Annotated in this window: 23 protein-coding genes; 14 read left to right on the top strand and 9 right to left on the bottom strand. The window is 70.3% G+C overall.

The window, feature by feature from the left end; genetic code table 11:
- Positions 1-95: 95 nt before the first annotated feature.
- Positions 96-800 carry a hypothetical protein gene (locus tag Q0C12_RS05870; protein WP_290887520.1) on the top strand — a complete coding sequence of 235 codons (705 nt, stop codon included), beginning with the start codon at positions 96-98 and terminating at the stop codon, positions 798-800.
- On the opposite strand, the gene phhA is transcribed toward Q0C12_RS05870, so the two are convergent.
- Positions 797-1,684, bottom strand: coding sequence for a phenylalanine 4-monooxygenase (gene phhA, locus Q0C12_RS05865; protein WP_290887518.1), 888 nt, complete (start codon positions 1,682-1,684; stop codon positions 797-799). The two genes, Q0C12_RS05870 and phhA, sit on opposite strands and share 4 nt — an antisense overlap.
- A gap of 121 nt (positions 1,685-1,805) precedes the next feature.
- Here phhA and Q0C12_RS05860 point away from each other — a divergent pair, with 121 nt between their 5' ends.
- A complete protein-coding gene (locus tag Q0C12_RS05860; protein ID WP_290887516.1) occupies positions 1,806-2,285 on the top strand; it encodes an Lrp/AsnC family transcriptional regulator in 480 nt (159 codons plus the stop codon).
- 16 nt (positions 2,286-2,301) lie between these two features.
- Here Q0C12_RS05860 and Q0C12_RS05855 read toward each other — a convergent pair whose 3' ends face one another.
- Positions 2,302-3,951 (bottom strand): M20/M25/M40 family metallo-hydrolase, encoded by a 1,650-nt coding sequence (locus Q0C12_RS05855; RefSeq protein ID WP_290887514.1) that lies wholly within the window; start codon positions 3,949-3,951, stop codon positions 2,302-2,304.
- 86 nt (positions 3,952-4,037) lie between these two features.
- Between Q0C12_RS05855 and Q0C12_RS05850 the strand changes: the two genes are divergently transcribed.
- On the top strand, positions 4,038-4,667 hold the full coding sequence (locus Q0C12_RS05850) for a DUF2238 domain-containing protein (RefSeq protein ID WP_290887512.1): 630 nt from the start codon (positions 4,038-4,040) through the stop codon (positions 4,665-4,667).
- Here the strand turns inward: Q0C12_RS05850 and Q0C12_RS05845 are convergent.
- From Q0C12_RS05845 to Q0C12_RS05835, 3 genes are read right to left on the bottom strand one after another with little or no spacing between them, the layout of a single operon-like run.
- Positions 4,664-5,875 (bottom strand): GGDEF domain-containing protein, encoded by a 1,212-nt coding sequence (locus Q0C12_RS05845; protein ID WP_290887510.1) that lies wholly within the window; start codon positions 5,873-5,875, stop codon positions 4,664-4,666. The two genes, Q0C12_RS05850 and Q0C12_RS05845, sit on opposite strands and share 4 nt — an antisense overlap.
- A gap of 33 nt (positions 5,876-5,908) precedes the next feature.
- Positions 5,909-6,670, bottom strand: coding sequence for a rhomboid family intramembrane serine protease (locus tag Q0C12_RS05840; protein ID WP_290887508.1), 762 nt, complete (start codon positions 6,668-6,670; stop codon positions 5,909-5,911).
- A 43-nt stretch (positions 6,671-6,713) separates the two neighbouring features.
- Positions 6,714-7,652 carry a TerC family protein gene (locus Q0C12_RS05835; protein ID WP_290887574.1) on the bottom strand — a complete coding sequence of 313 codons (939 nt, stop codon included), beginning with the start codon at positions 7,650-7,652 and terminating at the stop codon, positions 6,714-6,716.
- Between the two features lie 316 nt (positions 7,653-7,968).
- Here Q0C12_RS05835 and Q0C12_RS05830 point away from each other — a divergent pair, with 316 nt between their 5' ends.
- The 10 genes from Q0C12_RS05830 to Q0C12_RS05785 all read left to right on the top strand — a co-directional run bounded on the left by Q0C12_RS05830 (position 7,969) and on the right by Q0C12_RS05785 (position 18,222).
- On the top strand, positions 7,969-9,144 hold the full coding sequence (locus Q0C12_RS05830) for a GGDEF domain-containing protein (protein ID WP_290887506.1): 1,176 nt from the start codon (positions 7,969-7,971) through the stop codon (positions 9,142-9,144).
- Positions 9,145-9,177: 33 nt separating this feature from the next.
- On the top strand, positions 9,178-10,350 hold the full coding sequence (locus Q0C12_RS05825; RefSeq protein ID WP_290887504.1) for a class I SAM-dependent rRNA methyltransferase: 1,173 nt from the start codon (positions 9,178-9,180) through the stop codon (positions 10,348-10,350).
- A 45-nt stretch (positions 10,351-10,395) separates the two neighbouring features.
- A complete protein-coding gene (locus Q0C12_RS05820; RefSeq protein ID WP_290887502.1) occupies positions 10,396-10,983 on the top strand; it encodes a pyridoxamine 5'-phosphate oxidase family protein in 588 nt (195 codons plus the stop codon).
- Between the two features lie 50 nt (positions 10,984-11,033).
- Positions 11,034-12,308 (top strand): TCR/Tet family MFS transporter, encoded by a 1,275-nt coding sequence (locus tag Q0C12_RS05815; RefSeq protein WP_290887500.1) that lies wholly within the window; start codon positions 11,034-11,036, stop codon positions 12,306-12,308.
- Between the two features lie 54 nt (positions 12,309-12,362).
- A complete protein-coding gene (gene folE / locus Q0C12_RS05810) occupies positions 12,363-12,944 on the top strand; it encodes a GTP cyclohydrolase I FolE (protein WP_343212438.1) in 582 nt (193 codons plus the stop codon).
- 45 nt (positions 12,945-12,989) lie between these two features.
- Positions 12,990-13,565 carry a hypothetical protein gene (locus Q0C12_RS05805; RefSeq protein WP_290887498.1) on the top strand — a complete coding sequence of 192 codons (576 nt, stop codon included), beginning with the start codon at positions 12,990-12,992 and terminating at the stop codon, positions 13,563-13,565.
- Between the two features lie 121 nt (positions 13,566-13,686).
- Complete coding sequence (locus Q0C12_RS05800; RefSeq protein WP_290887496.1) at positions 13,687-14,379, top strand: OmpA family protein; 693 nt, start codon at positions 13,687-13,689, stop codon at positions 14,377-14,379.
- 176 nt (positions 14,380-14,555) lie between these two features.
- Positions 14,556-15,344: an EAL domain-containing protein gene (locus Q0C12_RS05795; RefSeq protein ID WP_290887493.1), complete on the top strand. Its 789-nt coding sequence runs from the start codon at positions 14,556-14,558 to the stop codon at positions 15,342-15,344.
- 98 nt (positions 15,345-15,442) lie between these two features.
- A complete protein-coding gene (locus Q0C12_RS05790; protein ID WP_290887490.1) occupies positions 15,443-15,850 on the top strand; it encodes a BlaI/MecI/CopY family transcriptional regulator in 408 nt (135 codons plus the stop codon).
- Entirely contained in the window at positions 15,847-18,222 is a 2,376-nt protein-coding gene (locus Q0C12_RS05785; RefSeq protein WP_290887488.1) for a M56 family metallopeptidase, read from the top strand. Before Q0C12_RS05790 ends, Q0C12_RS05785 begins: the two co-directional genes overlap by 4 nt.
- Positions 18,223-18,306: 84 nt before the next feature.
- Here the strand turns inward: Q0C12_RS05785 and Q0C12_RS05780 are convergent, their stop codons facing one another.
- The gene (locus Q0C12_RS05780; RefSeq protein WP_290887486.1) at positions 18,307-21,804 is read right to left on the bottom strand and encodes an indolepyruvate ferredoxin oxidoreductase family protein; all 3,498 of its coding nucleotides are present in this window, start codon (positions 21,802-21,804) and stop codon (positions 18,307-18,309) included.
- Positions 21,805-22,067: 263 nt separating this feature from the next.
- Here Q0C12_RS05780 and Q0C12_RS05775 point away from each other — a divergent pair, with 263 nt between their 5' ends.
- Positions 22,068-24,158: a PASTA domain-containing protein gene (locus Q0C12_RS05775; RefSeq protein WP_290887483.1), complete on the top strand. Its 2,091-nt coding sequence runs from the start codon at positions 22,068-22,070 to the stop codon at positions 24,156-24,158.
- 350 nt (positions 24,159-24,508) lie between these two features.
- Here the strand turns inward: Q0C12_RS05775 and fni are convergent, their stop codons facing one another.
- The 3 genes from fni to Q0C12_RS05760 all read right to left on the bottom strand — a co-directional run.
- A complete protein-coding gene (gene fni / locus Q0C12_RS05770) occupies positions 24,509-25,534 on the bottom strand; it encodes a type 2 isopentenyl-diphosphate Delta-isomerase (RefSeq protein ID WP_290887481.1) in 1,026 nt (341 codons plus the stop codon).
- Positions 25,531-26,427 carry a Brp/Blh family beta-carotene 15,15'-dioxygenase gene (locus tag Q0C12_RS05765; protein WP_290887479.1) on the bottom strand — a complete coding sequence of 299 codons (897 nt, stop codon included), beginning with the start codon at positions 26,425-26,427 and terminating at the stop codon, positions 25,531-25,533. Before Q0C12_RS05765 ends, fni begins: the two co-directional genes overlap by 4 nt.
- Positions 26,424-26,815 (bottom strand): lycopene cyclase family protein (locus tag Q0C12_RS05760; RefSeq protein WP_290887476.1); only part of this gene is annotated, 392 nt, incomplete at its 5' end. The genes Q0C12_RS05760 and Q0C12_RS05765, both read right to left, overlap by 4 nt.

Below are 26,815 nucleotides of genomic sequence, written 5' to 3'. Positions count from 1 at the left end.
AGAAAGTGACTTCCGGCACCGCGACCCGATGACCGCCGGCACCTGAACCCCGCCGCCCCCGCCGCGAGACTGGCGCCACCTCGGGAGGAACCGCGATGAACCTGCATACCCTCAGTTTCTACACCCACGCCGGCCTCGGCATGCTCGCCCTGGCCACGTTCTGGATCGCCGGTCTCAGCCGCAAGGGCAGCCCCGTGCACCGCGCGGCCGGCAAGGTCTACCTGCCGGCGATGGCCGGGTTGCTGCTGGCGGCGGTGCCGCTCGCGCTGGCCGCGTTCCCGCACCGGCCGGTGATCGGCAGCTTCCTGTGCTACCTGCTGGTGATCACCGTGACCTCGGTCTGGTGCAGCTGGCGCGCCGTGAAGGACAAGAAGGATTGGGCGCGTTACACCGGACCGGTCTTCCGCGGCCTGATGTGGCTGAACCTGGCCAGCGCGCTCGCGATCGCCGGCGTCGGGCTGCTGATGGCGAAGCAGATGCAGCTGGTGATCGTTTCGTTCTCGGGCATCGGGCTGCTCGCCTTCGTGCAGATGTGGCGCTTCTCGCGCCAGCCGCCCGAGGATCCGCGCTGGTGGCTGCGCGAACACCTCACCGCGATGCTGGGCAACGGCGTCGCGACCCATATCGCCTTCCTGAGCATCGGCCTGCCCAAGGTGCTGCCGATGCTGGCGGGCTCGACGCTGATGAACCTGGCCTGGCTGGGCCCGCTGGTCGTGGCCTTCGTCGCCGGCACCTACCTGACCCGCAAGTTCCTGCCCAAGCGCGCGTCGCCGCCGGAGGGCGCGCGCGTCGGCGGCTAGACGTCGCCGTCGTCGAGCCAGCCCTCGCCGGTGCCGCGGTTGAACACCGCGTCGCCGGGCTGCACCGCGCCGGCCGGGAAGCTGTCGAGCTGCGCCAGCCTGGCGTAGATCGGGGTGAAGTCGGGGCGCGTGGCTTCCATCAGCTGCTCATAGCTGTCGATCACGAAGTAGGTCTTCTGGAAGGTGTCGATGCGGTAGCGGGTGCGCATGATGCGCTCGAGGTCGAAGCCGATGCGGTTGGGCGCGGCGCTGTCGAGGCAGTGGATCGACTCGCCCTTCGAGGACACGATGCCGCTGCCGTAGATGCGCAGGCCGTCGTCCTGCCTGATCAGGCCGAACTCAACCGTGTACCAGTAAAGCCGCGTCAGGTTCACCAGCGCCTCGGGGCCGATGGCGTGCGCCTTGACGCCGCCGCGGCCGTAGGCGGCCATGTAGTCGGCAAACACCGGGTTCATCAGCAGCGGCACGTGGCCGAACAGGTCGTGGAAGAGGTCGGGTTCGCTGAGGTAGTCGAGCTGCTCGGGCTTGCGGATCCACCACGTCACCGGGAAGCGGCGGTTGGCGAGATGCTCGAAGAACGTGAGCTCGGGCAGCAGGCCCTCGACGCCGATGAGCTCCCAGCCGGTGGCCTTGCGCAGCACCGGGTTGAGCTCGTCGAACTTCGGGATGTGGTCGGGCGACATGCCCATCAGCCGCTGCTGGCGCAGGAACTCGTCGCTGGCGCGGCCGACCAGCAGCGTCTGCTGGCGCTCGAACAGCGTCGCCCAGACCTCGTGGTCGGTCGCGGTGTAGCTGGCCCAGGGCTGCTCGACCACGGCCGTGGTGTAGACCGGGACGTAGCCCTTGTCGGTGAGCTGGTGTTCGACGCGGTTGGGCTGGGACATGGTCGGCTCCGGGAACAGGCCTCCAGTCTAGCGGCGAGCCGACGCAAGAGGATTGCGTTGTTGCGCGGATTGGCCTGCCTGGCGCAATATAATTGCGTCAATACGCCAAGGTACGCCACGAATGGACAGCCCCGGCCTCGATCGCACCGACCTCGCCCTGCTTGCCATCCTCCAGCGCGAGGGCCGGATCAGCAACGCCGAGTTGGCCGAGCGGGTCAGCCTGTCGGCCTCGGCCTGCCTGCGCCGGGTGCAGCGGCTGGAGCAGGCGGGCGTGCTGGCGGGTTACTCGGCCGTGCTGGATCCGGCGCGCGTCGGCCTGGGCCTGCAGGCCTTCGTGCGCGTGCAGCTCTCGCGCCACGACGCCGAGGCCATCGCCGGCTTCACCCGGCGCGTCAACGACTGGGACGAGGTGATCGCCTGCCACGCCCTCACCGGGGACATGGACTACCTGCTGCACGTGGCGGTGCAGGACCTCGAGCACTTCTCCCGCTTCCTGCTCGACCACCTGCTCAACGCCACCGGCGTCGCCGACGTCAACTCCAGCTTCGTCCTGCGCACCGTGAAGAAGGCGCGCGCCCTCCCCCTCGCGCACCTCGCCTGACCCCGTTCCTGATGCCTTACTGGCCGCCGAAGGTCTTGCCGAAGAAGTCGCCTTCCTTCCAGGCGGGGCGGGCATCGGCGTTGCCGACGCGGCGGCCGATCTCGGCATTCAGGCGCGCCAGCATCGCCGCGCTGGGGTAGTGGATCGACAGGTCGGTTTCGTCGCTGGGCTGGTGGTAGTGGCCGGTGAGGAAATCCTCGTAAAGCGCCAGCGCGTCCACGTCCGGGTTGCGCGCCTTGATGCCCGCGTCCAGGTACACCGCCGGGATGCCCTGGCGCACGAACGCATACTGGTCCGAGCGCACGAACACCACCTCCTCCGGCTTCGGGTCCGGCGTCAGGCCCACGCCCAGCTGTGCCGCGGCGGCCTGCACGTCGGCTTCGAGCGTGGAATGCTCGATGCCGATCGGCACCACGTCGGTCACGTCGGTCAGGAACACCGGCATGTCCATGTTGATGTTGGCCACCAGCGACTCGCGCGGCACGGTCGGGAACTTCGCGAAGTAGTCGGCGCCCAGCAGGCCCCGCTCCTCCGCCGTCACCGCCACGAACAGCGCCGAGCGCCGCGGCTTGGTCGCATCGGCCTGCAGCTCGGTCGCCGCCTGCAGCATCACCGCGATGCCCAGCGCGTTGTCGAACGCGCCGTTGTAGATGCCGTCGCCGTCCACCTCGGCGCCGATGCCGATGTGGTCCAGGTGCGCGCTGTAGGCGATGTGTTCGCCGGCCAGCACCGGGTCGGAGCCGGCGAGCCTGGCGACCACGTTCACGCTGTCCACGCGCTTTAGCTCGGTGGCACCCGCCAGCGTCACCCGGCCCGGCAGGTCGAAGGACTCCAGCTCGCCTTTCTCCCGGCGTTCGAAAATCTCGTCCACCGGCATCGGCGCGCCGGCCAGCAGCTTGCGGGCGCCATCGACGCCCAGGCTGGCCGTGGCCTTCAGTTCGGGCCAGGCATCGACCGGCCTGCCCTCGGCGTCCACCAGGCGCATGCCCGGCATCTGCCAGTTGCGGGCGCCGCGCGCCCAGGGGTACTTGGCCTCGTCCACCGGGTTGCCCAGGCCGATGGCGCCGACGGCGCCGCGAGACGCCAACTGCCCCATCTTCTGCAGGCCGGAGGAATGGAACGCGCGCTGGGTGTTGCCGAAGGTGGCCGGGGCGCCGGAGAAGTAAACGGCCACCTTGCCGCGCAGGTCCACGCCTTCGAAATCGTCGTGGCCCAGCTCCGGCGCATGCACTGCCTGGCCGACGAAGACCAGCGGCGCATTCACCACATGGCTGCCCGCGTTGAAGTTCAGGCCGGGCAGGAATTCGTCCTGGAACACGAAGCTGAGGTCGCCGTCCTCGCGCTGCACCGTGAACGCCGCGCCCTCGCGCACCCGTCGCGCCTCGAGCAGCGGCACCTTCTGGAAGTAGCTGCCGTCGTCGCCCGCCGGCGCCAGGCCGATGGCGCGGTAGCGGCTGGCCACGTAGCGCGCGGCGAGGTCGTAGCCGCGGGTGCCGGCGGCGCGGCCCTCCAGCAAGTCGTCGGCCAGGAAGGCGACGTCGGCTTCGATGCGGCGCGCGCCGTCGTCCGTCGGCGGTGCCGGCGCGACCGCGGCGGGTGGCGCTTCGGGCGCACCGCTGCAGGCGACGAGCAGGCAAAGGGCGAGCGGGGCGAGCTTCAGGCGCATGGTTGGGGCTCCAGGGAGGACGGCCGACGCTAACACCGTCGCCGCCGCCGTGGAATGATGGCGAAGTCGACAACGGGAGCAGGCACATGGCGGGAACCGGAACCCTCACTTCCCCCGGAAGGGGCGAAGGCTGGCTGATCGTCACCCTCGTGCTGGTGGCGCTGGCGTGGTCGGGCCTTGCGCCGCACGACCGCCTCACCTGGGCGCTGGAAGTGATCTGGGTGGTCGTCGGCCTGCCGCTGGTCGCGCTGGCCTGGGGCCGCTTCCCGCTGACGCGGCTGTTGGCCTGGCTGCTGGCGGCGCACGCCCTGGTGCTGATCTACGGCGGCGCCCACACCTATGCCGAGACGCCGCTGGGACTGTGGGCGAAGGACGCCTTCGACCTGTCGCGCAACCACTACGACCGCGTCGGCCACTTCTTCCAGGGCTTCGTCCCGGCGATCCTGGCGCGCGAACTGCTGCTGCGGCGCACGCCCCTGTTGCGCGGGCCTTGGCTGAACTACCTGGTGGTCGCGGCGGCGCTGTCGTTCAGTGCCTTCTTCGAGCTGATCGAGTGGTGGGCGGCGCTGGTGTGGGGCGGCGAGGCCGATGCCTTCCTGGCCACCCAGGGCGATGTCTGGGACACGCAGTGGGACATGTTCCTGGCGTTGTGCGGCGCCATCCTGGCGCTGCTGCTGCTCGGCCGCCGGCACGACCGCCAGCTTGGCATCGGCTAGCGCGACGGACCGGGCTCCCAGCCGCTCATCGCGTCGGCCATCACCAGGTTGCGGCCGGCGTTCTTGGCCGCGTACATCGCGCGGTCGGCGCGCTGCAGCAGCTGCGAGAAGTGCCGGTCCATCGGCGCCAGCATCGCCACGCCGATCGACAGCGTGGCCGAGCGCCGGCCCTCGGCCAGCACCAGCGGCCGCGCCGCGAAGCCCAGCCGGATGCGTTCGCCGGCGCTGACCGCGCTGGCGCTGTCGGTGTTGGGCATCAGCACGATGAACTCCTCGCCGCCCAGCCGGCCCAGCACGTCCTCAGCCCGCATCTCGGCGCGGATGCGCGCCACCGACTGCACCAGCGCCTGGTCGCCGGCGGCGTGCCCGAGCTCGTCGTTGATCCGCTTGAAGTGGTCGATGTCGATCACCAGCACCGCCAGCGGCATCCCGTGCCGGCGCGCCGCCGCCATCGCGCGCGCGCCCTGCTCCTCGATCGCGCGCCGGTTGTAGCAGTCGGTGAGGTAGTCCACCCGCGCCGCGCGCTCGAGCTCCCGCTGGCTGCGCTCGGTGCACATCAGCAGGAAACCGACCGTGGCAATGACGGGCAGCACGCTGCCCACCGCGTAGGTCAGCAGCTGCACGTGGGTGATCTGGAACACGCCGGTGACCAGGCCCGGATCGACCACCAGCGCGCCGGCGCGATAGAACATGATGCCGGCCGACCCGGCGAACACGCCGCCGGTGACCAGGCGGATCGGGCCGCGCCGTTCGGCGTGCCGGAACACGGTCCAGGCGCTGTAAGCCAGCAGGCCGCCCAGCGCCAGCGAGATCGCGATCAGCCGCAGCGTCAGGTCCGGCGCCACCACGCCCCAGTACACCGAGATCAGCACCGACAGCAGCACCAGCGCCGACAGCCGCCACGGCGGCGATGGCGTCCGGTAGAACAGCCGCAGTGAGCGCGCATAGGCCGCGAAGGCGAGCGCGATGCAGGTGTTGGCCAGCACCGTGCTGACCCAGGGGTCTAGCTGGTCGCGCAGGCTCAGCATCACGAACCCGGCCGGCTGCAGCAGCGTCGCCGCGATCCAGTGGAACAGGCTCGGCCGGTAGTCGGCCGCCAGCGACCGACCGACCAGCAGCAGCACCATGCCGATCATCAGCGTCAGCAGCGCGCCGACCAGCAGCGCCGAGCGGATGTCGAAGAGCCAGGCGGTGGCCGTAGCGGTCATGGCCGCGAGTCTGCGCCGCGTCGCGACCCCGGTCTAGCGGTCGTCGGGCGCCTGGGACGGGTCGCGCGGCCGGAACGGCAGCACCACGCCGGTGGGCTCGTCCTGGCGCTGCCACAGCACCGGCACCTCGCCGGGCGAGGGCAGCTCGAGCTCGGGATCCGGCGCCGCCTCGTCCGCTTCGTCTTCCCAGCTGTAGCGTGGCCGCGGTGGCTGCGGGTCGGCGTGGCGCCAGACGAAGGCCGCCAGCACGCCGGCGATGGCGCCGCACAGGTGGTACTCCCAGGAGATGCCGGCCTCGCGCGGCAGCACCGTCAGCAGCATGCCGCCGAAGAAGAAGAACGCAATGAAACCGGCCGCGATCGCCGCCTTGTCCCGGCGCAGCACGCCGAGCGTGAACAGCAGGAAGCCCAGCCCGTGCGTGAGCCCGCTGGCGCCAAGGTGGAAGGACGGCGACTGCCCGATCACCCAGGTGCCCAGGCCCGACAGCAGCCAGATCACCGGCAGCGCCCGCAGGCCGGCGCGCGGGTACACGGTGCCGACCAGGGTGCCGAGGATCAGCAGCGCCGAGCTGTTGGCCAGCCAGTGGCCGGCCGAGCCGTGCAGCAGCGGCGCGGTCAGCACGCCGAGCAGGCCCGCCGGCGACTGCGGCGACAGCGTGAAGGGGCGCAGGTCGCCGAGCCAGGGGCCGGCGAAGAAGATCGCCCCCAGCGCCGCCACGAAGGCCATGCTGGCCAGCAGCGCGCGGCGGAAGCGGTCGCGGACCGCGGCGGCGTGTTCCCGGGCTTGTTCGTCCATCGCCACTAGGTGGGGGCCGGCGCCGGCGGGGGCAAGGCCGGCCTCAGGCGGGGCCGGCCGCGTCCTTGGGCTTGATCATCAGGCTCAGCACCATCGCCGTCACCAGCGTCGCGCCCACCACGCCCAGCGACACCGCGACCGGGATCTTGAAGATGTCGATGATCAGCATCTTGGTGCCGATGAACACCAGCACCAGCGCCAGGCCATAGGCCAGCAGGTGGAAACGGTCGGCCATGTCGGCCAGCAGGAAGTACAGCGCGCGCAAGCCCAGCACCGCGAACACGTTCGAGGTCAGCACGATGAAGGGGTCGAGCGTGATCGCGAAGATGGCCGGGATCGAATCGACCGCGAAGATCACGTCGGTGATGGCGATCATGACCAGCACCACGAACAGCGGCGTGTACTTGCGGCGCTTGCCCTCGCCGATCCACAGCGCCTCGCCGTGGTAGCGGCGGATCAGCGGCAGGTGGCCGGTGATCCAGCGCAGGATAGGGTTCTTGTCCATGTCCGGCTCCTGGCCCACGGCCCAGAACATCTTGATGCCGGTGAACAGCAGGAAGGCGCCGAAGAGGTACAGCACCCAGTGGAACTTCGCGATCAGCGCCGCGCCCACGAAAATCAGGATGCCGCGCAGGATGATCGCGCCCAGCACGCCCAGGATCAGCACCCGCTGCTGCGACTGCGCCGGCACGCCGAAGTAGGTGAACAGCATCAGGAAGACGAAGATGTTGTCGACCGCCAGCGCTTTCTCGACCAGGTAGCCGGTCAGGAACTCCAGCGCGATCCGGTTGGCCTCGGGTTCCGGCAGGCGGCCCTGCAGGTAGAACCATAGGCCGGCGTTGAAGACCAGGGCCAGCGCGATCCAGGCCGCCGACCACAGCAGCGCCTCGCGGGTGGACACCTTGTGCGGGCCGTTCTGGCGCAGCACCAGCAGGTCGACCGCGAGCGCAGCGAGTACGAAGGCCGTGAAGACGACCCACATCAGGGGGGTGGCGATGGTTTCCAAACATTTCTCCGGTGGCGAGCTGCCTCGACCGCCGGCGGGCGCGACGTCCCGGGACGGGACGGCGTTCGTCGCTGGCGGGCGAAGGTCTCGCTCGCAGGTCCGTGGGACCTGCCTGCCGTACCGGGGCCGTGGACAAAGGTCCGGGTCCGTGATGACGATATCGGCAGCGGGAGCTACTCCCCTTCTACGGGCCAGAGTCTGGCACGAACGGTGAACCGGGTGTCAATCACGGTTTGGCCGGGGCGTTCTGGGGTAGGTTAAGGGGGCGACCTCAGCGGCGCGGGAGGCGGGGATGGGTCTGGATGTGCGCTCGGTGATGCTGGTGGGGGTGCTGCTCAGCGCCCTGACTGTGCTGTTGCTGACCCAGGCCGGCCGGGGCTTCCCGGCGGAACGCCGGCGCCACCTGCGGATTTGGACCGTCGGCCTGTTGCTGCACCCCGCCGCCTGGGCACTGCTGGCCGGCCGCGGCGTCCTGCCCGACGCGGCCTCGATCACCCTGGGAAATGGCCTGCTGCTGCTCGGCTTTGCCGAGATGTGCCGGGCGGTGCGCGGCTTCCAGGGGCTGCCCGAGCGACGCTTCCTTTGGTGGGGCGCGGTGCTGGGGGCGATGGCCTTGCTGGTGGTGTTCAGCGAATACCGGCCGCACTACAGCGCCCGCGTGCTGGTGAATTCGGCCTGCGCCATGACCCTGATGGGCGCCATCGCCTGGGCCCTGCGGCCGGCGATCGTGCAGGGCGGCTTCACGGCCGCCCGGCTCACCGGTGCCTTCGCGGCCTTCGGCGTGCTGGTGGCCGCCTGGCGGTTCGGCGAGCACGCCTGGGCGCCGCGGGCCACCGGCAGCCTGCTCGATGCCTCCGCCAGCGACATGGTGGTGTTCGTCTACGCCTGCGTGGGCGTGATGTTCCTGAGCCTGGGCTTCATCCTGATGCACACCGAGCGCGCCTACGCCGACCTGCGCAAGCTGGCCACCGTGGACGCGCTGACCGGCGTGCTGGCCCGCAACGGCCTGGCCGAGCAGGGCGCGCGCCTGATCGCCGAGTCGCGCCGCCACGGCCGGCCGCTTTCGCTGCTGCTGATGGACATGGACCAGTTCAAGTCGGTCAACGACAGCCTGGGGCACTACGCCGGCGACAGCCTGCTGCGGCACCTGGCCGAGCGGGCGCGCCTGGTGCTGCGTGGCGAGGACGTGCTGGCGCGCCTGGGCGGGGACGAGTTCGTGGCCCTGCTGCCCAGCACCGACCTCAACGGGGCCCGGGTGGTGGCGGAGCGGCTGCGGGACGGCATCAACCATGCCCACATGCGTTTCCAGGGCCAGGAGGTGCCGGCGCCGCTGTCGATCGGCGTGGCCCAGCTGCAGGCGGACGACGACGTGCTCGACAGCCTGCTCAAGCGCGCCGACCAGGCCATGTACCGGGCCAAGCGCGCCGGCGGCGACCGGGTGGAGATGGCCTTGGCGAACCCGCGGTAAGCGCCCCCGGGCCGGCCCCGGTATCATTCGCGCATGAACAACGCCGCCCTGCCCGTCATCCAGCTCAAGATCGAACGCCGCTCCAACCACCCCTGGATCTTCCAGAAAATGGTCGAGAAGCCCGTGGCCAAGCCCAAGCCGGGCAGCCTGGTGGACATCGTCGACAACAGCGGCAAGTGGGTGGGGCGCGGGTTCTACAACGGCCATTCCCGCATCGCGCTGCGGGTGCTGACCGAAGACCGGAACGAGGCCATCGACGAAGCCTGGTTCGCGGCGAAGATCCGCGCCGCGGTGGCGCTGCGCCGGGACCTGCTCAGGCTCGACGAAACCACCGACGCCTGGCGCGTCGTGCACTCCGAAGGCGACGGCATCTCCGGCCTGGTCATCGACCGCTACGGCGACCTGCTGGTGGTCGAGTTCTTCTCGGCCGGCCCGTTCCGCTACCGGGAATGGATCTACAGCGCGCTGCGCACCGAGTTCCCGGGCTGCCGCGTCTACAGCTTCTCGGAAGAGCACGTCCAGAAGCAGGAAAGCTTTGATTTCCGCTCGCCGCCGGCGCCCGAGCCCAGCGTCATCACCGAGCACGGCCTGAAGTTCCGCGCCAGCCCGGGCAGCGGCCACAAGACCGGTTTCTTCGCCGACCAGCGCGACAACCGCGAATTCCTCACCCGCTTCACCGCCGGCAAGCGCGTGCTCGACATCTGCTGCAATTCCGGCGGCTTCGCGATTTACGCCAAGGCGCGCGGCGGCGCGGATGAAGTGATCGGCATCGACCTGGACGAGGAAATCCTGGAGGTCGCCGAGAAGAACGCGCGCCTGAACGACGCCAAGGTGAAGTTCGTGCAGGCCGACCTGTTCCACTACCTGCGCGATGCGCAGCAGCGCGGCGAGCTGTTCGACGTGGTCATCCTCGACCCGGCCAAGCTCACCCGCGACCGCGACCAGGTGATCGCGGCGCTGAAGAAATACAACGACATGAACAAGCTCGCCATGCAGGTGATCAAGCCCGGCGGCGTGCTCCTGACCTGTTCCTGCACGGGCCTGGTGAGCGAAGAGGAATTTCTGGACATGATCCGCCGCGCGGCCTTCTACGCCGGGCGCACGGTGCAGGTGCTGAAGGTGGCTGGCGCCGGCGCCGACCATCCGTTCATGGCGCACGTGAAGGAAAGCCGCTACCTCAAGGCCGTGTTCTGCCGGGTCGAATGACCGCCGTTCGCGCCCCCGACACGGCGGCGCTGCGTTAATCGCCGCATGTTCGATTCCCTCGACGCCGTCTGGACCCACGCCTGGGCGCGCCTGCTGGCCGGCGCCCGCAGCGGTGGCGATCCCTTCCACCAGGGCGTGCTGGCCACGGTGTCTTCCGATGGCCCGCAGGCGCGCTATGCGGTGCTGCGCGCCGTTGACCCGACAGGTGGCACCGTGGCCTTCCACACCGATCGCCGCAGCCCCAAGGTCGCGCAGCTGGCGGTCGATCCGCGCGTGGCCTGGTGCTTCTTCGGGCACGGCGAGCAGGTGCGGCTGTCGGGCACGGTGGTGCTGCACCACGACGATGCCGAGGCCGAGGCGGCCTGGTCGGCCAGCCGGCGTTCGTCGCGGCAGAACTACGCCGGGCTGAATGCACCCGGCACCTTCGTCGGCCAGCCGGGCGAGGGCGGGCCGCCCGGACTGGGCGCGCCGCCGCTGGATGCCGCTGCGCTGGTCGCTGCGCGCGGCCACTTCGCGCTGGCCCGCGTTCAGGTGCACGCGCTGGACTGGCTGTCGCTGTCGGCGCAGGGCCACGTCCGCGCCCGGTTCGAGCGCGAGCCCGGGGGCTGGCAGTCGAGCTGGACCACGCCGTAGCCGGCGCGGCCTTCGGCTAGACTGCGCCCCTCCCGCCCGGACCCTTCCGCTTGGACGCACCCGCCCCCGTCGTCGCGCCGCCCGGCCGTCGTGCCGCGCTCGCCTTCATCTTCATCACCGTGCTGGTGGACGTGCTGGCCTTCGGCGTCGTCATCCCGGTGCTGCCGGCGCTGCTAAAGCAGGTCACCGGCGGCGAGATCGCCGCCGGCACCGTCTGGCACGGGCTGTTCGCGACCGGCTTCATGCTGATGCAGTTCTTCGCCTCGCCGGTGCAGGGCGCGCTGTCGGACCGCTTCGGTCGGCGGCCGGTCATCCTGATCTCGAACGCGGGCCTGGCGATCGATTTCCTGATCATGGCGCTGGCCGACACGCTGCCGATCCTGTTCATCGCGCGCCTGCTGGGCGGCATCACCTCGGCCAGCTTCAGCACGGCCAATGCCTACATCGCCGACGTCACCGCGCCCGCGAACCGTGCCGCGGCCTTCGGGCGGCTGGGCATGGCCTTCGGCCTCGGCTTCACGCTGGCGCCGGTGTTCGGCGCCTGGCTGGGCGCGATCGACCTGCACTTGCCGTTCTACGTGGCGGCGGCGCTGTGCGGCGCCAACTTCTGCTACGGCTACTTCGTGCTGCCCGAGTCGCTGCCGCCGGAGCGGCGCTCGGCCTTCGACTGGCGCCGCGCCAACCCGCTGGGTTCGCTGGTGCTGCTGCGCCGCCATCCCGAGCTGTTCGGCCTGGCGGGCGTCAGCTTCCTGATGGCGCTGGCGCACCTGGTCTATCCGATGACCTTCGTGCTTTATGCCGACTACCGCTTCGGCTGGAACGGCCCCGAGGGCTTGCGCATGATCGGCTGGACGCTGCTGCTGGTGGGCGTGCTGAGCGTGATCGTGCAGGGCGGGCTGATCGGTCCGATCACGCGCCGCTTCGGCGACCGCCGCACGGTGCTGCTGGGCGCGGCGATGGGTGGCATCGGCTTCGTGCTGTACGCGCTGGCGCCCAATGGCTACTGGTTCTGGGCAGCGATGCCGGTGGCGGCGCTGTGGGCCATCGCCGGCCCGGCCGCGCAGTCGTTGATGACTGCGCGCGTGGGTCCGGAAGAGCAGGGCCGCCTGCAGGGCGCGCTCGGCAGCCTCAATTCGATCGCCGGCATCCTCGGCCCCACGCTTTTCACGCAGACCCTGGCGTTCGTGGCGGCCAACAACGTGCAGGGCCCGCTTGCCGGCGCCACCTTCCTCCTGGCCGCCGCGATGGTCTCGACCGCTGGCGTGCTTGCCTGGCACGTCACCAAGGAACGCGCCCAAGAACGCGGTTATGGGCCCCGCGCTTAGACCCCGTCGTCATGGGGGGCGGGCGTAGGATGGGGGCCTGACCGGAGGATTTACGTGGACAAGCCCAGCAAGGAAGAAGCCGAAGCCGCCGTGCGCACCCTGCTGCGCTGGGCCGGGGACGACCCGACCCGCGAGGGCCTGCTCGATACCCCGCGCCGCGTGGTGGATGCCTACGGCGACTGGTTCAGCGGCTATGGCGAAGACCCGCGCGCGTACCTCGAGCGCACCTTCGAGGAAGTGGCCGGCTACGACGAGATGATCGTGCTGCGCGACATCGAGTTCGAATCGCACTGCGAACACCACATGGCGCCGATCATCGGCAAGGCCCACATCGGCTACCTGCCGAGCGGCAAGGTGGTGGGCATCAGCAAGCTGGCGCGCGTGGTCGAGGCCTACGCGCGCCGCTTCCAGGTGCAGGAGAAGATGACCGCGCAGATCGCCCGCTGCATCGAGGAAGTGCTGCAGCCGCGCGGCGTCGGCGTGGTGGTGGTCGGCACGCACGAATGCATGACCACGCGCGGCATCCACAAGCGCGGCGTGAGCATGGTGACCTCGAAGATGCTGGGTGATTTCCGCGAGGACGCCCGCACCCGGGCCGAGTTCCTGCGCTTCATCGAGGTCGGCCCGGGTCGCTGAGGGCGGCAAGGTGGCGGTAACACGCCCGATGCCTATAATCGCCGCATGAGCGACCCCCGCGCCCAGCTGCAAGACCTCCGCGCCCGCATCGAGGCCGCCCCGGCCCTGCCCGAGCGCGCCGACTGGCTCGCGCGCCTCGATGCCGCCCTCCAGGCCCTGGCGGCAAACGCGCCGCCGGCCGCGCAGCTCGAGCGCCTGCGCCAGGACGTCGAGGACGCCGAACACGCCCGCGACGCCGCCAACCTCCAGCGCATGAAGGTCGCCGGCCAGCTCAACACCCTGCAGAAGGCGCTCGCGGCCGCGGCGCCCCAGGTCGACGCCAGCAAGGATGCCCAGAGCGACGCCCTGCGCCGCATCGAATGGCTGGCCAACCACGGCGGCGCCGATCCCGGTGCGGCGGCGGCGGCCAAGAGCGCCGAGATGGAGGCGCCGATGCCGGGCCGCGCGGTGCTTGAGGCGGTCATCGCCGGCGAACGCAAGTTCACCAAGCAGCAGCTCGAGTTCTCGATCGCCGAAGCCATGGTGCTCACCGGCTGGCAGCAGACGCCGCTGGAACTGATGGAACAGGGCGAGGCCTGGCTGGCCGAACTCATCCTCAAGAACCAGGCCGCTTCGGCCTGAAGCGATTGGCTCAGCGGCCGTTCCGGTAGCTGAACGGCGACAATGCCCGGGTTCGCAATCGGGCCCGCATGGGTGTATCTCTGGGGATGCAATTCCGCACGTCCCCCCCCAGAGGTTGACCATGAAAACCCAATTCAAGACCGTGCTGTCCGCTACCGTCCTCGCCGCGCTGATCGCCGGCTGCCAGAGTACCGGCGGGTATTCGTCCGCCCCGCCCCCGCAGGGCGAGGAAGAAGGCATGAGCCGCACCCAGAAGGGCGCGATCATCGGCGCCGTCGCCGGTGCCGTGGCCGGCCTGCTCAGCGGCGACGACGCCACCGAACGCCGCCAGCGCGCCCTGGTCGGCGCGGGTGTCGGCGGCCTGGCCGGCGGCGCCATCGGCCGCTACCAGGACAACCAGGAACGTGCCCTGCGCGAGCGCATGGCCGGCACCGGCGTCGAGGTCGTGCGCGACGGCGACAACATCACGCTCGACATGCCCGAGGCCATCACCTTCGGCTTCGACAGCTACGCCCTGCGCCCGGGTTCGTACACCGTGCTCAACCGCGTCGCCGACACGCTGAAGGAATTCGATCAGACCATCGTCGAAGTGGCCGGCCATACCGACAGCGTCGGTTCCGCCGCCTACAACCAGAAGCTGTCCGAGCAGCGCGCCCAGGCCGTCGGCAATTACCTGACCAGCCGCGGCATCAACGGCGAGCGCCTGATCATCACCGGCGCCGGCGCCAACCATCCGGTCGCCAGCAACAGCACCGAAGCCGGCCGCGCCGAAAACCGCCGCGTCGAAATCACCCTCGTCCCCATCCGCTCCTGACAAATATGACAAACAAACCTGGTTCATTTGAATCAAATGAACCAGGTTGATTTGCCCCACATCCGCTCCCGAGCCCAAAGCCTTACCGGGTTCGCACGGCGTTTGCATCGTGGGGCGGGCCGGCTGGTCTAGAATCCGGGCATCACGCAGCCCGGGTGTGGCGGCGGGGGAGCCGGATGTACCTCAAGCAATTCTTCGGCGACGTCAGCAGCCCGCACCCGTGCGTGAACTGCCGGGGTGACGAGACGCTCGACTTCAACGTGCGCGTGGCCTTCCAGCCGATCGTCGACATCGACACGCGCAGCATCTGGGCCTACGAAGCGCTGGTGCGCGGCGAGCAGGGCGAGGAGGCCGCCGACGTGATCGCCCGGGTGACGCCCGACAAGCTCTACCGCTTCGACCAGACCTGCCGCGTGCTGGCCATCGACACCGCCGCCCGGCTGGGCATGGCCACGCGACTGTCGATCAACTTCGCCCCCAACGCGGTGTACGAACCCGCCACCTGCATCCGCCTGACCCTCGCGGCCGCCGAGCGCTGCGGCTTCGACCCGCGCCAGCTGATCTTCGAGGTCACCGAGTCCGAGAAGATCCGCGACGTGCCGCACGTGGTGCGCATCATCAAGGACTACCAGGGCCGCAGTTTCCTCACCGCCATCGACGACTTCGGCGCGGGCTATGCGGGCTTGAACCTGCTGGCCGAATTCCAGCCCGACCTGGTCAAGCTCGACATGGCCCTCATCCGCGGCCTGGACCAGGACCGCGTGCGCCGCTCGATCACCAGCGGCATCGTCGCCACCTGCCGCTCGCTGGGCTGCGAAGTGCTGGCCGAGGGCGTGGAGACCGAGGCCGAATACCGCGTGCTCCGCGACATGGGCATCACTCGTTTCCAGGGCTTCCTGTTCGCGCGGCCCGCGCTCGAGGCGCTGCCGCAGATAGACCCCGCCCTCTGGGACGCCCTCGCCTGACGGGCGGGTGGGGGGACGGCTTGCCATGACTTCCGGCCCCTTGCGCGGGGCCGGGCAATCTTCTACAACTGTAGTACGACACTTGTAGAAGAACGCCGATGGCCCCCGAACTCCCCGACGGCGAAGACATCGCCCTGAGCGAACTGCAGCTCGACGTCATGCGCGTGCTGTGGCGCGGCGAGGCCAGCGTGGCCGACGTCGCCGCCGCCCTCGCCGCCGAGCGTGGCCTCGCCCACACCACCGTCGCCACCCTGCTGACCCGGCTCGCCAGGCGCGGCGCCGTGGCCCCGCGCCGCGACGGCCGGCAGCTTTATTACCGCGCCCTCGTCAGCGAGTCGCAGGTGCGCCGGACGATGGTGGGCGACCTGATCCAGAGCCTGTTCCAGGGCGACCCGAAGGCGCTGCTTGCCCACCTGGTCAGCGAACGCGAGGTGGCCCCGGGCGACCTTGCCAAGGTGCAGGCGCTGCTCGCGGCCGCTGACGAAAAGAAGGGCCCACGCCGATGAGCGGGCTCGACCTGCTGGTGTCCTTCCAGCTGACGCTGCTGCTGCACGCCACGGTGCTGCTGTCGCTGGCGTGGCTGCTTGAGCGCACGGGTGCCCTCGGGAACCCGGCCTGGGCCGAGCTGGCCTGGCGGGCTGCCCTGTTCGGCGCCCTGTTGTCGGCGTCGGTCTCCGTGCTCGGGCCGGTGCTTCGCGAGGCTCCGCCGCTGGCGAACGTTGCGACGGACGCCCCGCTCACCCCGGAGGTTCGCGCCGCCCGCGACCGGGTAGCGGACGCATCGGCCGCTGCGGCACCCGCGCCGCTCGCCGTAACCGGCGACCTCGGGCAGGCGCGCCGCGAGGCCGCGCCCGACCCTGCCGCCTATCCGGACGCTGCACGGCACGCCGATGCCGCGCGGGCGTCGGCATCTGGCAACGCGCTGGCGCCGATCCCGGCGCCCGTCGGGACGACGGTGCTGACCTTGCCGGTGCTTGCCACCGTGCTGCTGTGGTTGCCCTGGGCGATCGGCCTGGCCTTCGCCGGCACCCGTTTCGCGCTGCAGTGGCGGCACCTGCGCCTCTGGTCGCGCGCGCTGGCCATCCACGACGCGCCGCCGGCGCACGCGGTGTCCGAACAGGCCCGCGCGCTGGGCGACCAGCTCGGCCTGGCGCAGCTGCCATCACTGCACCTGGTGCCCGGCCTCGCCAGCCCGATGCTCCTGCCCGGCGCACGCCTGCTGTTGCCCGAGTGGGTGGACACGTTGGACGCCCCGCGCCAGCGTGCCCTGCTTGCGCACGAACTGGCGCACCTGCAACGCCACGATCCGGCCTGGCGCATCGCGCATCGGCTGGCGCGGGTGCCGCTGTCGGTGCATCCGCTGGCCTGGCTGGCCGTGCGCCGCCTCGATGCGCTGGCCGAAGACGCCTGCGACGCGCGCGCCGCCGAACTCTGCGGCAGCGGTCGACCGCTGGCCGAGTGCCTGGCCGTCTGCCTTACCCACGCCGGTCGCCGCGCCGGACACCCACCGCTCGCGGTAGCCATGGCCGATGACGACGGCCAGGTGGTGCGCCGCGTCCGCAACCTGCTCGAGGAAACCCCCATGACGCGTCCGATCCCCACCGCCCTGCGCCGCACCGCGCTGGTCGCCGCCCTCGCCGCCGCCATCGCGCTGCCGGGGCTGGCGGTCAGCAGCATCGCCAATGACGCCTTCGCCGACGGCCTGTTCAACTGGGGCGAGGGCAGCACCCATATCCAGACCAATGGCAAGGACAGCTACCGCTATCGCCACACCGGCAAGGGCGAGCGCATCGCGCTGACGATGCGCGGCCGCGTCGAGTTCACAGCCGATGAATCGGACATCGCGGGAATGGATCCCGAAGCAAGCTTCGACTTCGCCGACACGCGCGAAGGCGTCAAGCAGCAGCTGGTGGTAACGGTGGTCGACGGCAAGCTGGTGCGCGACTACCGCGTGGACGGCGAGGCCCGGCCGCTCGACGATGAAGGTCGCGCCTGGCTGGCCGAGCGCCTGCCGCACCTGGTGCGCGAGTCCGGCATGAACGCCGAGGCCCGCGGCAAGCGCCTGCTGGCCACGGGCGGCACGCCCGCCTTGCTGGATGAGATCGACAGGATCGACGCCGACCATGCCCGCCGCAACTACCTGCAGGTGCTGTTCGCGAACGCCACGCTGGATGACGTACAGATGCAGCGCGCGCTGGAGGCCGTGCGCGGCCTGGGCTCCGACCACGAGCGGCGCCTGGCCTTGTCCTTCGCGCTGTCCAGCCACGACATGTCGCCCGCGCGGCAGGCGCAGCTGCTCGAAGTCGTCGCCGACATCGGCTCCGATTACGAGCAGGCCCTGCTGCTGATGGACCTGGCCAAGCGCCAGCCACTCACTGGCCCGGTGCTGGCAGCGTGGCGCGCGGCCCTCGAGAGCGTTGGCAGCGACTACGAACAGCGGCGCGTGCTGGATGCCCTGCTGGCCCGCGACGAACCGGCCGCGGCGCGACTCGCGCTGGAAAGCGCGCGCGGCATCGGCAGCGATTACGAGGCGCGCCAGGTGCTGGAGGCTGCGATCCCGCTGGCGCGCGGTGACGACGGCGTGCGCCGGGAATGGTTCGCGGTCCTGGCCGATATCGGCTCGGATTACGAACAGCGCCAGGCGCTGGAAGCCCTGGTCGGCGCTGGCCCCGTGGACGTGGCGCTGGCCACCGCGGTACTCGACTCGATCGCGGACATCGGCTCAGGCCACGAAGCCGCCGCCACCCTGCGCGGCCTGGCGGCCGTCATGCCCGCCGACCCCATCCTGATCGAACGCTACCGCGCCGCCACCCGCCGCCTCTCCGACCACGAACGCGGCCAGGCCGAAAAAGCCCTGGACCGCTTCGCCAGCCTCTGAAAAAAGACTGTGGGAGGGACGTCAGTCCCGATGCCTTCCGACGAAAGGCATCGTGACTGACGTCCCTCCCACATCACGCGTTGGTCAGGCGCGCCAGCTCGCCAGCAGCTCCGCCTCGCGGGCCTTGGCCTTGGCGAAGTGGGCTTCCTTGACGTGGCCGAAGCCGCGGATGTGCTCGGGCACCGAGGCGATCTCGGTGGCCAGCGCCACGTTGCCGGCGTCGAGCTTGCCCAGCAGTTCCTCGACCGTGTTGGCGTAGTCGGTGATCAGCTGGCGCTCCATGCGGCGCTCCTCGGTCTTGCCGAACACGTCGAACGCGCCGCCGCGCAGGAACTTCAGCTTCTTGATCAGCTTGAACGCCGTGAAGATCCACGGGCCGTATTCCTGCTTCACCAGGTGGCCATCGGCATCGCGCTTGGAGAACAGCGGCGGCGCCAGGTTGAAGTGCAGCTTGTAGTCACCGTCGAACTGCTGCGCGATGCGCTTCTGGAAATCACCCGAGGTGTAAAGGCGCGCCACTTCGTACTCGTCCTTGTAGGCCATGAGCTTGAAGTAGTAGCGGGCCACGGCCGCGGTGAGCGCGGTCGAGCCGTCGGCCTTGCGGGCCTCGGCCTGGCGCACCTTGTCCACCAGCGCGACGTAGCGGCCGGCGTAAGCCTTGTCCTGGTAGTCGGTGAGGAACTTCACGCGGCGTTCGATCAGTTCGTCGAGCGACTGGCTGATGGCCTCGTCGTCGAGCGAGTCGGCGAGCGTGCTGGCTTCCGCCGGCGCCTCGACCAGGCCCGCCGCCTCGAGCACCGCCTCGGGGTTGATGGCCGACAGGCGGCCCCAGGCGAAGGCGGTCTTGTTCATCTCGACCGCGGCGCCGTTGAGCTCGATGGCGCGCTCGATGGCTTCGAAGCTGATCGGCACCAGCCCGCGCTGCCAGGCCACGCCCAGCATGAACAGGTTGGTGGCGATGGCGTCGCCCATCAGTGCGGTGGCGATCTCGGTGGCGGCGACCTGCAGCGGCTCGCGGCCGCCCAGCGCCGTGCGGATCGCCTCGACGATGCCCGCGGCCGGGAACTGCATGTCCGGCTGGCGCGTGAACGGACCCGGCATCGCCTGGTAGTCGTTGATCACGACCTCGGTGCGGTCGGCGCGGATCTTGGACAGCGCCCAGTAGTCGTTCACGACGACCATGTCGCAGCCCAGCACCAGGTCGGCCTCACCGGCCGCGATGCGCACGGCGTGGATGTCGGCCGGCGTGCGCGCGATGCGCACGTGGGTGGTGACCGCGCCGCCCTTCTGCGCCAGGCCGGTCTGGTCGAGCACCGACGCGCCCTTGTTCTCCAGGTGCGCGGCCATGCCCAGCAGCGCGCCGATGGTCACCACGCCGGTGCCGCCGACGCCGGTGATCAGGATGTTCCAGGGCTGTTCCAGGTCGCCGCGGATCACGGGCGCCGGCAGGTTCGCCAGCAGCTCCTTGTTGCCCGTGCCCTTGCGCTTGCGCAGCCCGCCGCCCTTCACGGTGACGAAGCTCGGGCAGAAGCCCTTCACGCAGCTGAAGTCCTTGTTGCAGTTGCTCTGGTCGATCTCGCGCTTGCGGCCGTACTCGGTTTCCTTCGGCAGCACGCTCACGCAGTTCGACTTCACGCCGCAGTCGCCGCAGCCCTCGCAGACCAGCGAGTTGATGGCGATGCGCTTGGCCGGGTCCACCATCTTGCCGCGCTTGCGGCGGCGGCGCTTCTCGGCCGCGCAGGTCTGGTCGAAGATCAGCACGGTGGTGCCGGGGACCTCGCGCAGGCGCTTCTGCTGCGCGTCAAGCTCGCTGCGGTCGAAGAACTCCACGCCGCTCGGGAAGATCGAACGATCCGACCACTTCTCGATGTCATCGGAGAGCACGACGATGGTCTTGACGCCCTCGCTGCGCACCTGGTGCGCGATGTCGGGCACGGTGAGCGTGCCGTCCACCGGCTGGCCACCGGTCATCGCTACCGCGTCGTTGTAGAGGATCTTGTAAGTGATGTTCACCTTCGCGGCAATCGACTGGCGGATGGCCAGCGAACCGGAGTGGAAGTAGGTGCCGTCGCCCAGGTTCTGGAAGACGTGCTTTTCCTCGGTGAACGGCGCCTGGCCGGACCACGTGACGCCTTCGCCGCCCATGTGCGTGAAGGTGTCGGTCTTCCGGTCCATCCACGTGACCATGTAATGGCAGCCGATGCCGCCCAGCGCGCGCGAGCCTTCCGGCACCACGGTGGACGAGTTGTGCGGGCAGCCCGAGCAGTAGTGCGGCACGCGCGGGAAGTTGGCGCGCGGGGCGGCCAGCTCCTTCTCCTTGGCGGCGATCCACTGCAGGCGGCTGTCCATCTGCTCGCTGCGGAAGAAGCGCTGCACGCGGCCGGCGATGACGCGGGCGATGCGCGCCGGGGTCAGCTCGTTCGTGCTCGGCAGCACCCAGTTCTCCAGCTCGTCGTACTTGCCGACGATGGAGGGGCGATGCTCCCAGTTGTACATGTATTCCTTCATCTGCCGCTCGACGAAGCTGCGCTTCTCCTCGACGACGATGATGTCCTCCAGCCCGCGCGCGAACTCGCGGATGCCCAGCGGCTCCAGCGGCCAGGTCATGCCGACCTTGTAGACGCGGATGCCGATGTCCTCGGCCACCTTGCGGTCGATGCCCAGGTATTCCAGCGCCTGAAGCACGTCCAGGTAGCTCTTGCCGGTGGTGACGATGCCCAGCCGCGCCTTGGGAGAATCCACGACGACCTTGTCGATGTGGTTGGCGCGCGCGAACGCCTGCGCGGCCTTCACCGCGTACTGGTGCAGGCGCATTTCCTGGTCCAGCGGCGGGTCCGGCCAGCGGATGTTGAGGCCGCCCTGGGGCAGCTCGAAGTCGCCCGGCAGGATGATGTCGAGCTGGTGCGGGTTCACGTTCACCGAGGCCGACGACTCCACCGTTTCCGCGATCGTCTTGAAGCCGATCCAGCGGCCGGTGTAGCGGCTCATCGCCCAGCCCAGCAGGCCCATGTCCAGGATGTCCTGCACGCCGGCCGGGTTGAGCACCGGCATCATCGCGCTCTCGAACTCGCCCTCGGAACCGTGCGGCAGCGTGGACGAGCGGCAGGCGTGGTCGTCGGCCGCCAGCGCCAGCACGCCACCCAGCTTCGAGGTGCCGGCGGCGTTGCCGTGCTTGAACACGTCACCGCAGCGGTCCACGCCCGGGCCCTTGCCGTACCACATCGAGAACACGCCGTCGTACTTCGCGCCCTGGAACAGGTTGGTCTGCTGCGAGCCCCAGACCATCGTCGCGCCAAGGTCTTCGTTCAGGCCCGGCGTGAACTCGATGCCGCTGGCCTTGAGGTGCTTGCGCGCCTTCCACAGCTCCAGGTCGAAGCCGCCCAGCGGCGAGCCGCGGTAGCCCGAGATGAAGCCGGCGGTGTTGATGCCGGCGGCGCGGTCGCGCATCTGCTGCATCAGCGGCAGCCGCACCAGCGCCTGCACGCCGGACAGGTAGATCCGGCCCTCTTCGCGCGTGTATTTGTGCTCGAGCGTGTACTCGCGGTCGAGCGGACGTTCGGTCGGGAGGGTCGGGACGGACATGGGCGGTTTCCGGGGCTGGAGCAAAGACTCGGAATTATACCCGGGTCGCGGTCCCGGGCCGGGTGGGGAGGGCGTGAAGCGGGCCACCCACTCCCACGGCCTCTCCCGCGGCGGCGGCTGCCAAACCCCGCGCCACCGGGCCGGGCTGCCTGTTGCCGAGCGGTCCCGACTGCCGTCACCCGTTTGTCCCGCACGGCCTCGCATGGCCGAGCGAGGACCCATTGCTCGTTTCTTTCTTCAGGCCCACCCCCCTGAAGCCTGACATGACTCCCCAGACATCCCGCGTCAACAACGACCTTCCTCGACGGCTTGCCGGGTATTGGTGCCTGGTGGTGCTGACCGCGCTGCTGGCCTGGCCGGCGATCTCCAGTGCCCAAACCTGCCCCCGCGGATTCCTCGACCCGCGCAACGGCGGCGAGTGCTGGGAGTGCCCGGCCGGATTCAATCGGACCGTTTTCCCCGTGACGGCAGCCAATGCCTGCGAGGCTGCCGTTCCAGCTACGACGGGTCCGGCCACCAGGCAGGGCTCGGCGGTCTGCGATGCCGGGGACGTCACTGATCCGCGCAACGGTGGCGAGTGCTGGCGTTGCCCTTCCGGCCTGGTCAGGACGGTGTCGCCGGTCAACGGGCCTGCGGCTTGTGGCCAACCGGGCGGCGTGTTCGACCGCAAGCAGCCAGCGACCTTCATCCGGCGCGCGGGCTGCGGCGCCGGGCAGTTCGCGGATATCGGATCGTGCTGGACGTGCCCGGCTGGCGCGGTCAGGGGTACGGCCCACGTTCAATCAAACCAGGCCTGCGTGGTGCCCGCGAGGACCGACGTGCGGCCCGCGACACTGGTCGGGCGCGTCGCCTGCGGACGCGTCGGCGAACGGGCCTGCGCCATCGCCGGCCGCAACAGCTGCGATCGCGGCCTGGTCGAGTTCGACAATGTCTGCCAGGTACGCGGCGATTGCGGCGCCGAGGGGAAACGGCGTTGCCTGGCCGGCGAGCCGGGCGCCTGGCAGCCGCTGACAGGATGCGTGGCGACCCTGGTGCCGCAGAACAACGTCTGCATCCGTCCTGCGTGCGGACGCCTCGATGAGCGTGCCTGCGCCATCGTGGGACGGAGCAGCTGCGATCCGGGCCTGGTCGAGATCCGGGGCATCTGCCTGGCAAGCGGTGCGTGCGGCGGTGATCGCCAGCGGGCCTGCACCGCAGCGGAAGCCTTCCCGAGTTGCCGCGGAGGGAGGCGTGAAATCGACGGGCGGTGCGTGAGCGACCGGGACGCCGCGTTTTACAGCGCGTGCGCCCTGTCGAACGAGCAGGGGCCGATTCCCGGAAACCTCTCGGAAGGCATCGTCAGCGCCAGGTACGAATGGGAAGTGCGAGGCATGCAGCAGGCCCCGCTCGGCCTGTTTGCCTACATGCAGAGCCTGTTTCCGAACCCCTTGCGCCCGGGGACGGGCGTGCTGCGGGGGCAATGCCGCAACTTGAGCGAGGCCTTGGTGGACACCAGCCTGGACACGTCGGCTTGCACGTCCATTCCTTTCGCCGATGCCAACGGCATCCTCAAGTGCTCTGTCGGGTCGCGGCTCGATTCCCTGCGTTGGACCAGCCGCCGGGCCAAGTGCACGGAGTTCGTCCTGACCGACTTCAGGCTCACTTCGACCTGCGGCGAAATCGCCGACGTTCGCCAGTGCGCCGGCGGCATCTCCGCGGATACCAACAAGCTCCGTTGCAGCCCAGACGTTCCGCCGGCGGGACCCTACCAAGACTCCTGCGTTGGCATCACGTTCGAGCGCGGGATACTGACGGCCGCCTGCCAGACGCTCCGCGGGGGATACTCAACCCTGCACGGCCTCAATGTCTCGGGCTGCAACCAGCCCATCAACAACCACAACGGCAAGTTGATCTGTGGCGACATCCCGAGTTCGACCGTGCCGGACCTTGTTGGCCAGACCCTGGGGCAGGCCAAGAACAGCCTCGCACAGGTGCGCCTGAGCCTGGGTCGGCTGAACACCAACGGCTTGCTTGGAACCGACGAGACCCTGGTGGTGCTCTCGCATACCCCCGCGGCCGGAGTCTCGGCGGTCCACGGATCGGCTGTCGATCTGAGCCTGGGACTGAAGCCGACCGCCGGCGGAACGTCCGGCACCAAGGTATGTGACGGCAAGGAACCCAAGTTCCTCGTCTACTGCAGCGCCTGCAAGGACAACATCTGCAGTGACCAGGAGAAGCTGGAGAACAACGGGGTGTGCAAGCCCACGCTGTTCCAGGACGAAGGTTTCGTCTGCAGCGAAGAAAGCGCCGAGTCCTTCCTGAGGCAGAAGTATGGGTATCAGTGCCCCTTCACCAAGGGTGCCTGCAAGTTCTGACGGCAGGTTCGATCCAACGTGGGTGTTCACCGTCGCACGGGCGGTGGCCACGCAACCAATACCGGGGGGCGCTCGTTAGCACCGCTACCGCGCCGCCCTCCACCCTGCCAGGTTGGCGTTGAAGCCTCGTGGGTTGCCTTCGCGGTGTCTTCCCTGAGTCTGCTCCGGCCCGCCGACGGCAGCGCCCGCACGTACATCGCACCTACCGCCAGCCTCTTGGCGTCGGGCAATACCGAGACTCTCGCCCTGCGGGTAACCAGCGAAATCGAGTAGCACGCCTTCCAAGGGGCGGGTGGAGCCCCGAGACCCTTCCCGCCTTCACGCCAGGTCTTCCTGAAAGCCAGCCCGGGCTAGGCGTCTTCGAGCAGCCGCACGCGGCGCAGCGCGGCCAGGTCGGCCGAACCGGTGGCGAAGCAGGCCAGCCGCAGGCCCTGCTCGAGCTGGGCGAAATGCGCCATCAGCGGCGCCACGCCCTCGATCGCGGCCCGCAGCAGCGGGCCGGCCTGGCCGACCAGGCTGGCGCCCAGGCGTAGCGCCTTGGCGGCATCGAGGCCGTGGCGGATGCCGCCGGAGCCGATCAGCGGCAGCGCCGGCAGCGCCGCCCGCACCTCGCGCAGCGCGGTCGCGGTCGGCAGGCCCCAGTCGCGGTAGATCTCGGCCAGCGCCGCCTGCTGCGGATCAGTCGCCAGGTGGCCCTCCACCGCGCTCCAGCTGGTGCCGCCGGCGCCGGCGACGTCGATCGCCGCCACGCCGCAGCCTGCCAGCCGCCGGGCCACCGGCGCGGAAATGCCGAAGCCGACTTCCTTGACGATCACCGGCACCGGCAGCGTCGCGCAGACGCGCTCCAGGCGCGCCAGCAGGCCGCTCCAGCGGGTGTCGCCGCGCGCCTGCAGCGCTTCCTGCAGCGGGTTGAGGTGGATGATCAGCGCATCGGCGTCGATCATGTCGACCGCGCGGCGCATGTCGTCGGTGTCGTACTCGCGCAGCTGCGCGGCGCCCAGGTTGCCGTAGAGCGCGATGTCGGGCGCCAGCCGGCGCAGGCTGCGGTCGGTGCCCTGGAAGCCGCCGCCGGACAGCGCCACCCGCTGCGAGCCCACGCCCAGTGCGATGCCCAGCGCCTGCGCCGCTTCCGCCAGCACCGCGTTGATCCGCGTCGCGTGCGCGTGGCCGCCGGTCATCGAGCTGATCAGGAAGGGCCGCTGCAGCCGCTTGCCGAGGAAGTCGGTCGACAGGTCGATGTCCTGCAGGTCCAGCTCGGGCAGCGCGCAGTGTTCGAAGCGCAGTCGGTCGAAGCCGGCGTCCACCGCGCGCGCATTCACCCGGCCCGAGAGCACCGCTTCGATGTGGCCGGCCTTGCGTTCCGACATCAGGCTCATGGCGCGGCCCTCGCTGCGCGTTCGGCGTGCATCACCACCAGCATGTGCGGCAGCGTCAGCGCCGCCAGGCCGATGAACACCAGCTGCGCCAGCGGCGTGCCGGGTACCGGCAGCGCGTCCCCGGCGCGCGCCAGCCAGGGCCACGCCACGGCCGCGAGCACCAGCGCCAGCAGCGTGTAGCCCACGGCCACGCCCGCCATCCGCCGCCGAGCGCCGGCATCCGCGCCCAGGGCGGCGTGGCGAAGGTGCCGCAGGCTGTGCAGCGCGCAGAAGTACACGATGAAGAAGAGCAGCGGCGGCAGCAGCAGCGCCAGCGCGGTGATGGCCGCCAGCTCGATGGCCGTCGTCAGCGAGCGGCGCAGCGCGAACGCCGCCACGATTGCCATGCCGGCCGCCAGCCACGGCGCCATCGTCGCCAGCGCCTCGGCGACCGCCGCGCCGTCCGCACCGGACAGCATCACGAAGATCGCCTGCACCTCGCCCGGCCAGCGCCAGGCCGGCAGCGCCAGCAGCGCGCCGCCGGCCACCGCGCGCGCCGCGCCCGGAAGGTGCCCGCGCCAGTCGCCCGCGAAATGCCAGGCCGAGATCGCCAGGAACAGCGCGAGGCTTGGACCCGGCAGCCACCGCCAGGCCACCAGTACCAGCGCCGCCAGCGCGACATAGGCCAGGTGGAATGCAACCAGGCCCCGCCGCGTGCGCCACAGCCCGGACTGGCGGGCCAGCCACGGATCCAGCGCACCGTGCGGCAGCCCGGTCACGGCGACCGCCAGCGCCAGCACGACCAGCAGCGCGGGCGCCGCCGGCGCGCCGGCGCCGGGCCACAGCGCGACCATGAAGCCGCCCAGCGCCAGGAACACCCAGGTCTCGGGCGAGGCCGCGAACGCCCGGCTCATGCCGGCAGCCCCGCGCGCGCCGGCAGGGCGCGCAGGAAGGGCCCGGGCGGCAGCGCCGCCATCACCCGCAGCTGGTCGCGCCAGCTGGCCTGGTCCGACATGAAGCGCGCGAACGCCGCCGCCGGCACCGCCCGCGCCAGCCGCATGAAGAATTCCGGCGTGCGCGCGGGATGGCGGGCCAGCGCGCGCAGGAACACGCCGTCCATCCAGCCCCGTAGCCGCGGCTCCGCCGGATGGCCGACCGGCGGCTGGCCGCGCATCACGGCGTCGGCACAGCGGTCGGCCCAGGCCTGGATGCGAAGGAACCCATAACCCGATGCCGCGCGAAGGGCGCCCGCGGCGGTGCCGGCGCGCACCGCGCCGCGCGGCAACGCCGGGCCGGCCGGCG

It is taken from the genome of Arenimonas sp. (assembly GCF_022842045.1).
GTDB lineage: Bacteria > Pseudomonadota > Gammaproteobacteria > Xanthomonadales > Xanthomonadaceae > Arenimonas.
The sequence above is the reverse complement of the archived record's forward strand: the minus strand, read 5'-3'. Positions and strand labels throughout refer to the sequence as shown.

Excerpts from the sequence above, each read along its gene's own strand:
- Q0C12_RS05820 (WP_290887502.1), top strand. The coding sequence starts at position 10,396 with ATGTTCGATTCCCTCGACGCCGTCTGGACCCACGCCTGGGCGCGCCTG.
- Q0C12_RS05870 (WP_290887520.1), top strand. The coding sequence starts at position 96 with ATGAACCTGCATACCCTCAGTTTCTACACCCACGCCGGCCTCGGCATG.
- Q0C12_RS05845 (WP_290887510.1), bottom strand. The coding sequence starts at position 5,875 with ATGACCGCTACGGCCACCGCCTGGCTCTTCGACATCCGCTCGGCGCTG.
- Q0C12_RS05790 (WP_290887490.1), top strand. The coding sequence starts at position 15,443 with ATGGCCCCCGAACTCCCCGACGGCGAAGACATCGCCCTGAGCGAACTG.
- Q0C12_RS05785 (WP_290887488.1), top strand. The coding sequence starts at position 15,847 with ATGAGCGGGCTCGACCTGCTGGTGTCCTTCCAGCTGACGCTGCTGCTG.
- Q0C12_RS05780 (WP_290887486.1), bottom strand. The coding sequence starts at position 21,804 with ATGTCCGTCCCGACCCTCCCGACCGAACGTCCGCTCGACCGCGAGTAC.
- Q0C12_RS05805 (WP_290887498.1), top strand. The coding sequence starts at position 12,990 with ATGAGCGACCCCCGCGCCCAGCTGCAAGACCTCCGCGCCCGCATCGAG.
- Q0C12_RS05765 (WP_290887479.1), bottom strand. The coding sequence starts at position 26,427 with ATGAGCCGGGCGTTCGCGGCCTCGCCCGAGACCTGGGTGTTCCTGGCG.
- Q0C12_RS05840 (WP_290887508.1), bottom strand. The coding sequence starts at position 6,670 with ATGGACGAACAAGCCCGGGAACACGCCGCCGCGGTCCGCGACCGCTTC.
- Q0C12_RS05795 (WP_290887493.1), top strand. The coding sequence starts at position 14,556 with ATGTACCTCAAGCAATTCTTCGGCGACGTCAGCAGCCCGCACCCGTGC.
- Q0C12_RS05775 (WP_290887483.1), top strand. The coding sequence starts at position 22,068 with ATGACTCCCCAGACATCCCGCGTCAACAACGACCTTCCTCGACGGCTT.
- Q0C12_RS05835 (WP_290887574.1), bottom strand. The coding sequence starts at position 7,652 with ATGTGGGTCGTCTTCACGGCCTTCGTACTCGCTGCGCTCGCGGTCGAC.
- phhA (WP_290887518.1), bottom strand. The coding sequence starts at position 1,684 with ATGTCCCAGCCCAACCGCGTCGAACACCAGCTCACCGACAAGGGCTAC.
- Q0C12_RS05800 (WP_290887496.1), top strand. The coding sequence starts at position 13,687 with ATGAAAACCCAATTCAAGACCGTGCTGTCCGCTACCGTCCTCGCCGCG.
- Q0C12_RS05860 (WP_290887516.1), top strand. The coding sequence starts at position 1,806 with ATGGACAGCCCCGGCCTCGATCGCACCGACCTCGCCCTGCTTGCCATC.
- Q0C12_RS05855 (WP_290887514.1), bottom strand. The coding sequence starts at position 3,951 with ATGCGCCTGAAGCTCGCCCCGCTCGCCCTTTGCCTGCTCGTCGCCTGC.
- Q0C12_RS05825 (WP_290887504.1), top strand. The coding sequence starts at position 9,178 with ATGAACAACGCCGCCCTGCCCGTCATCCAGCTCAAGATCGAACGCCGC.
- Q0C12_RS05850 (WP_290887512.1), top strand. The coding sequence starts at position 4,038 with ATGGCGGGAACCGGAACCCTCACTTCCCCCGGAAGGGGCGAAGGCTGG.
- Q0C12_RS05830 (WP_290887506.1), top strand. The coding sequence starts at position 7,969 with ATGGGTCTGGATGTGCGCTCGGTGATGCTGGTGGGGGTGCTGCTCAGC.
- fni (WP_290887481.1), bottom strand. The coding sequence starts at position 25,534 with ATGAGCCTGATGTCGGAACGCAAGGCCGGCCACATCGAAGCGGTGCTC.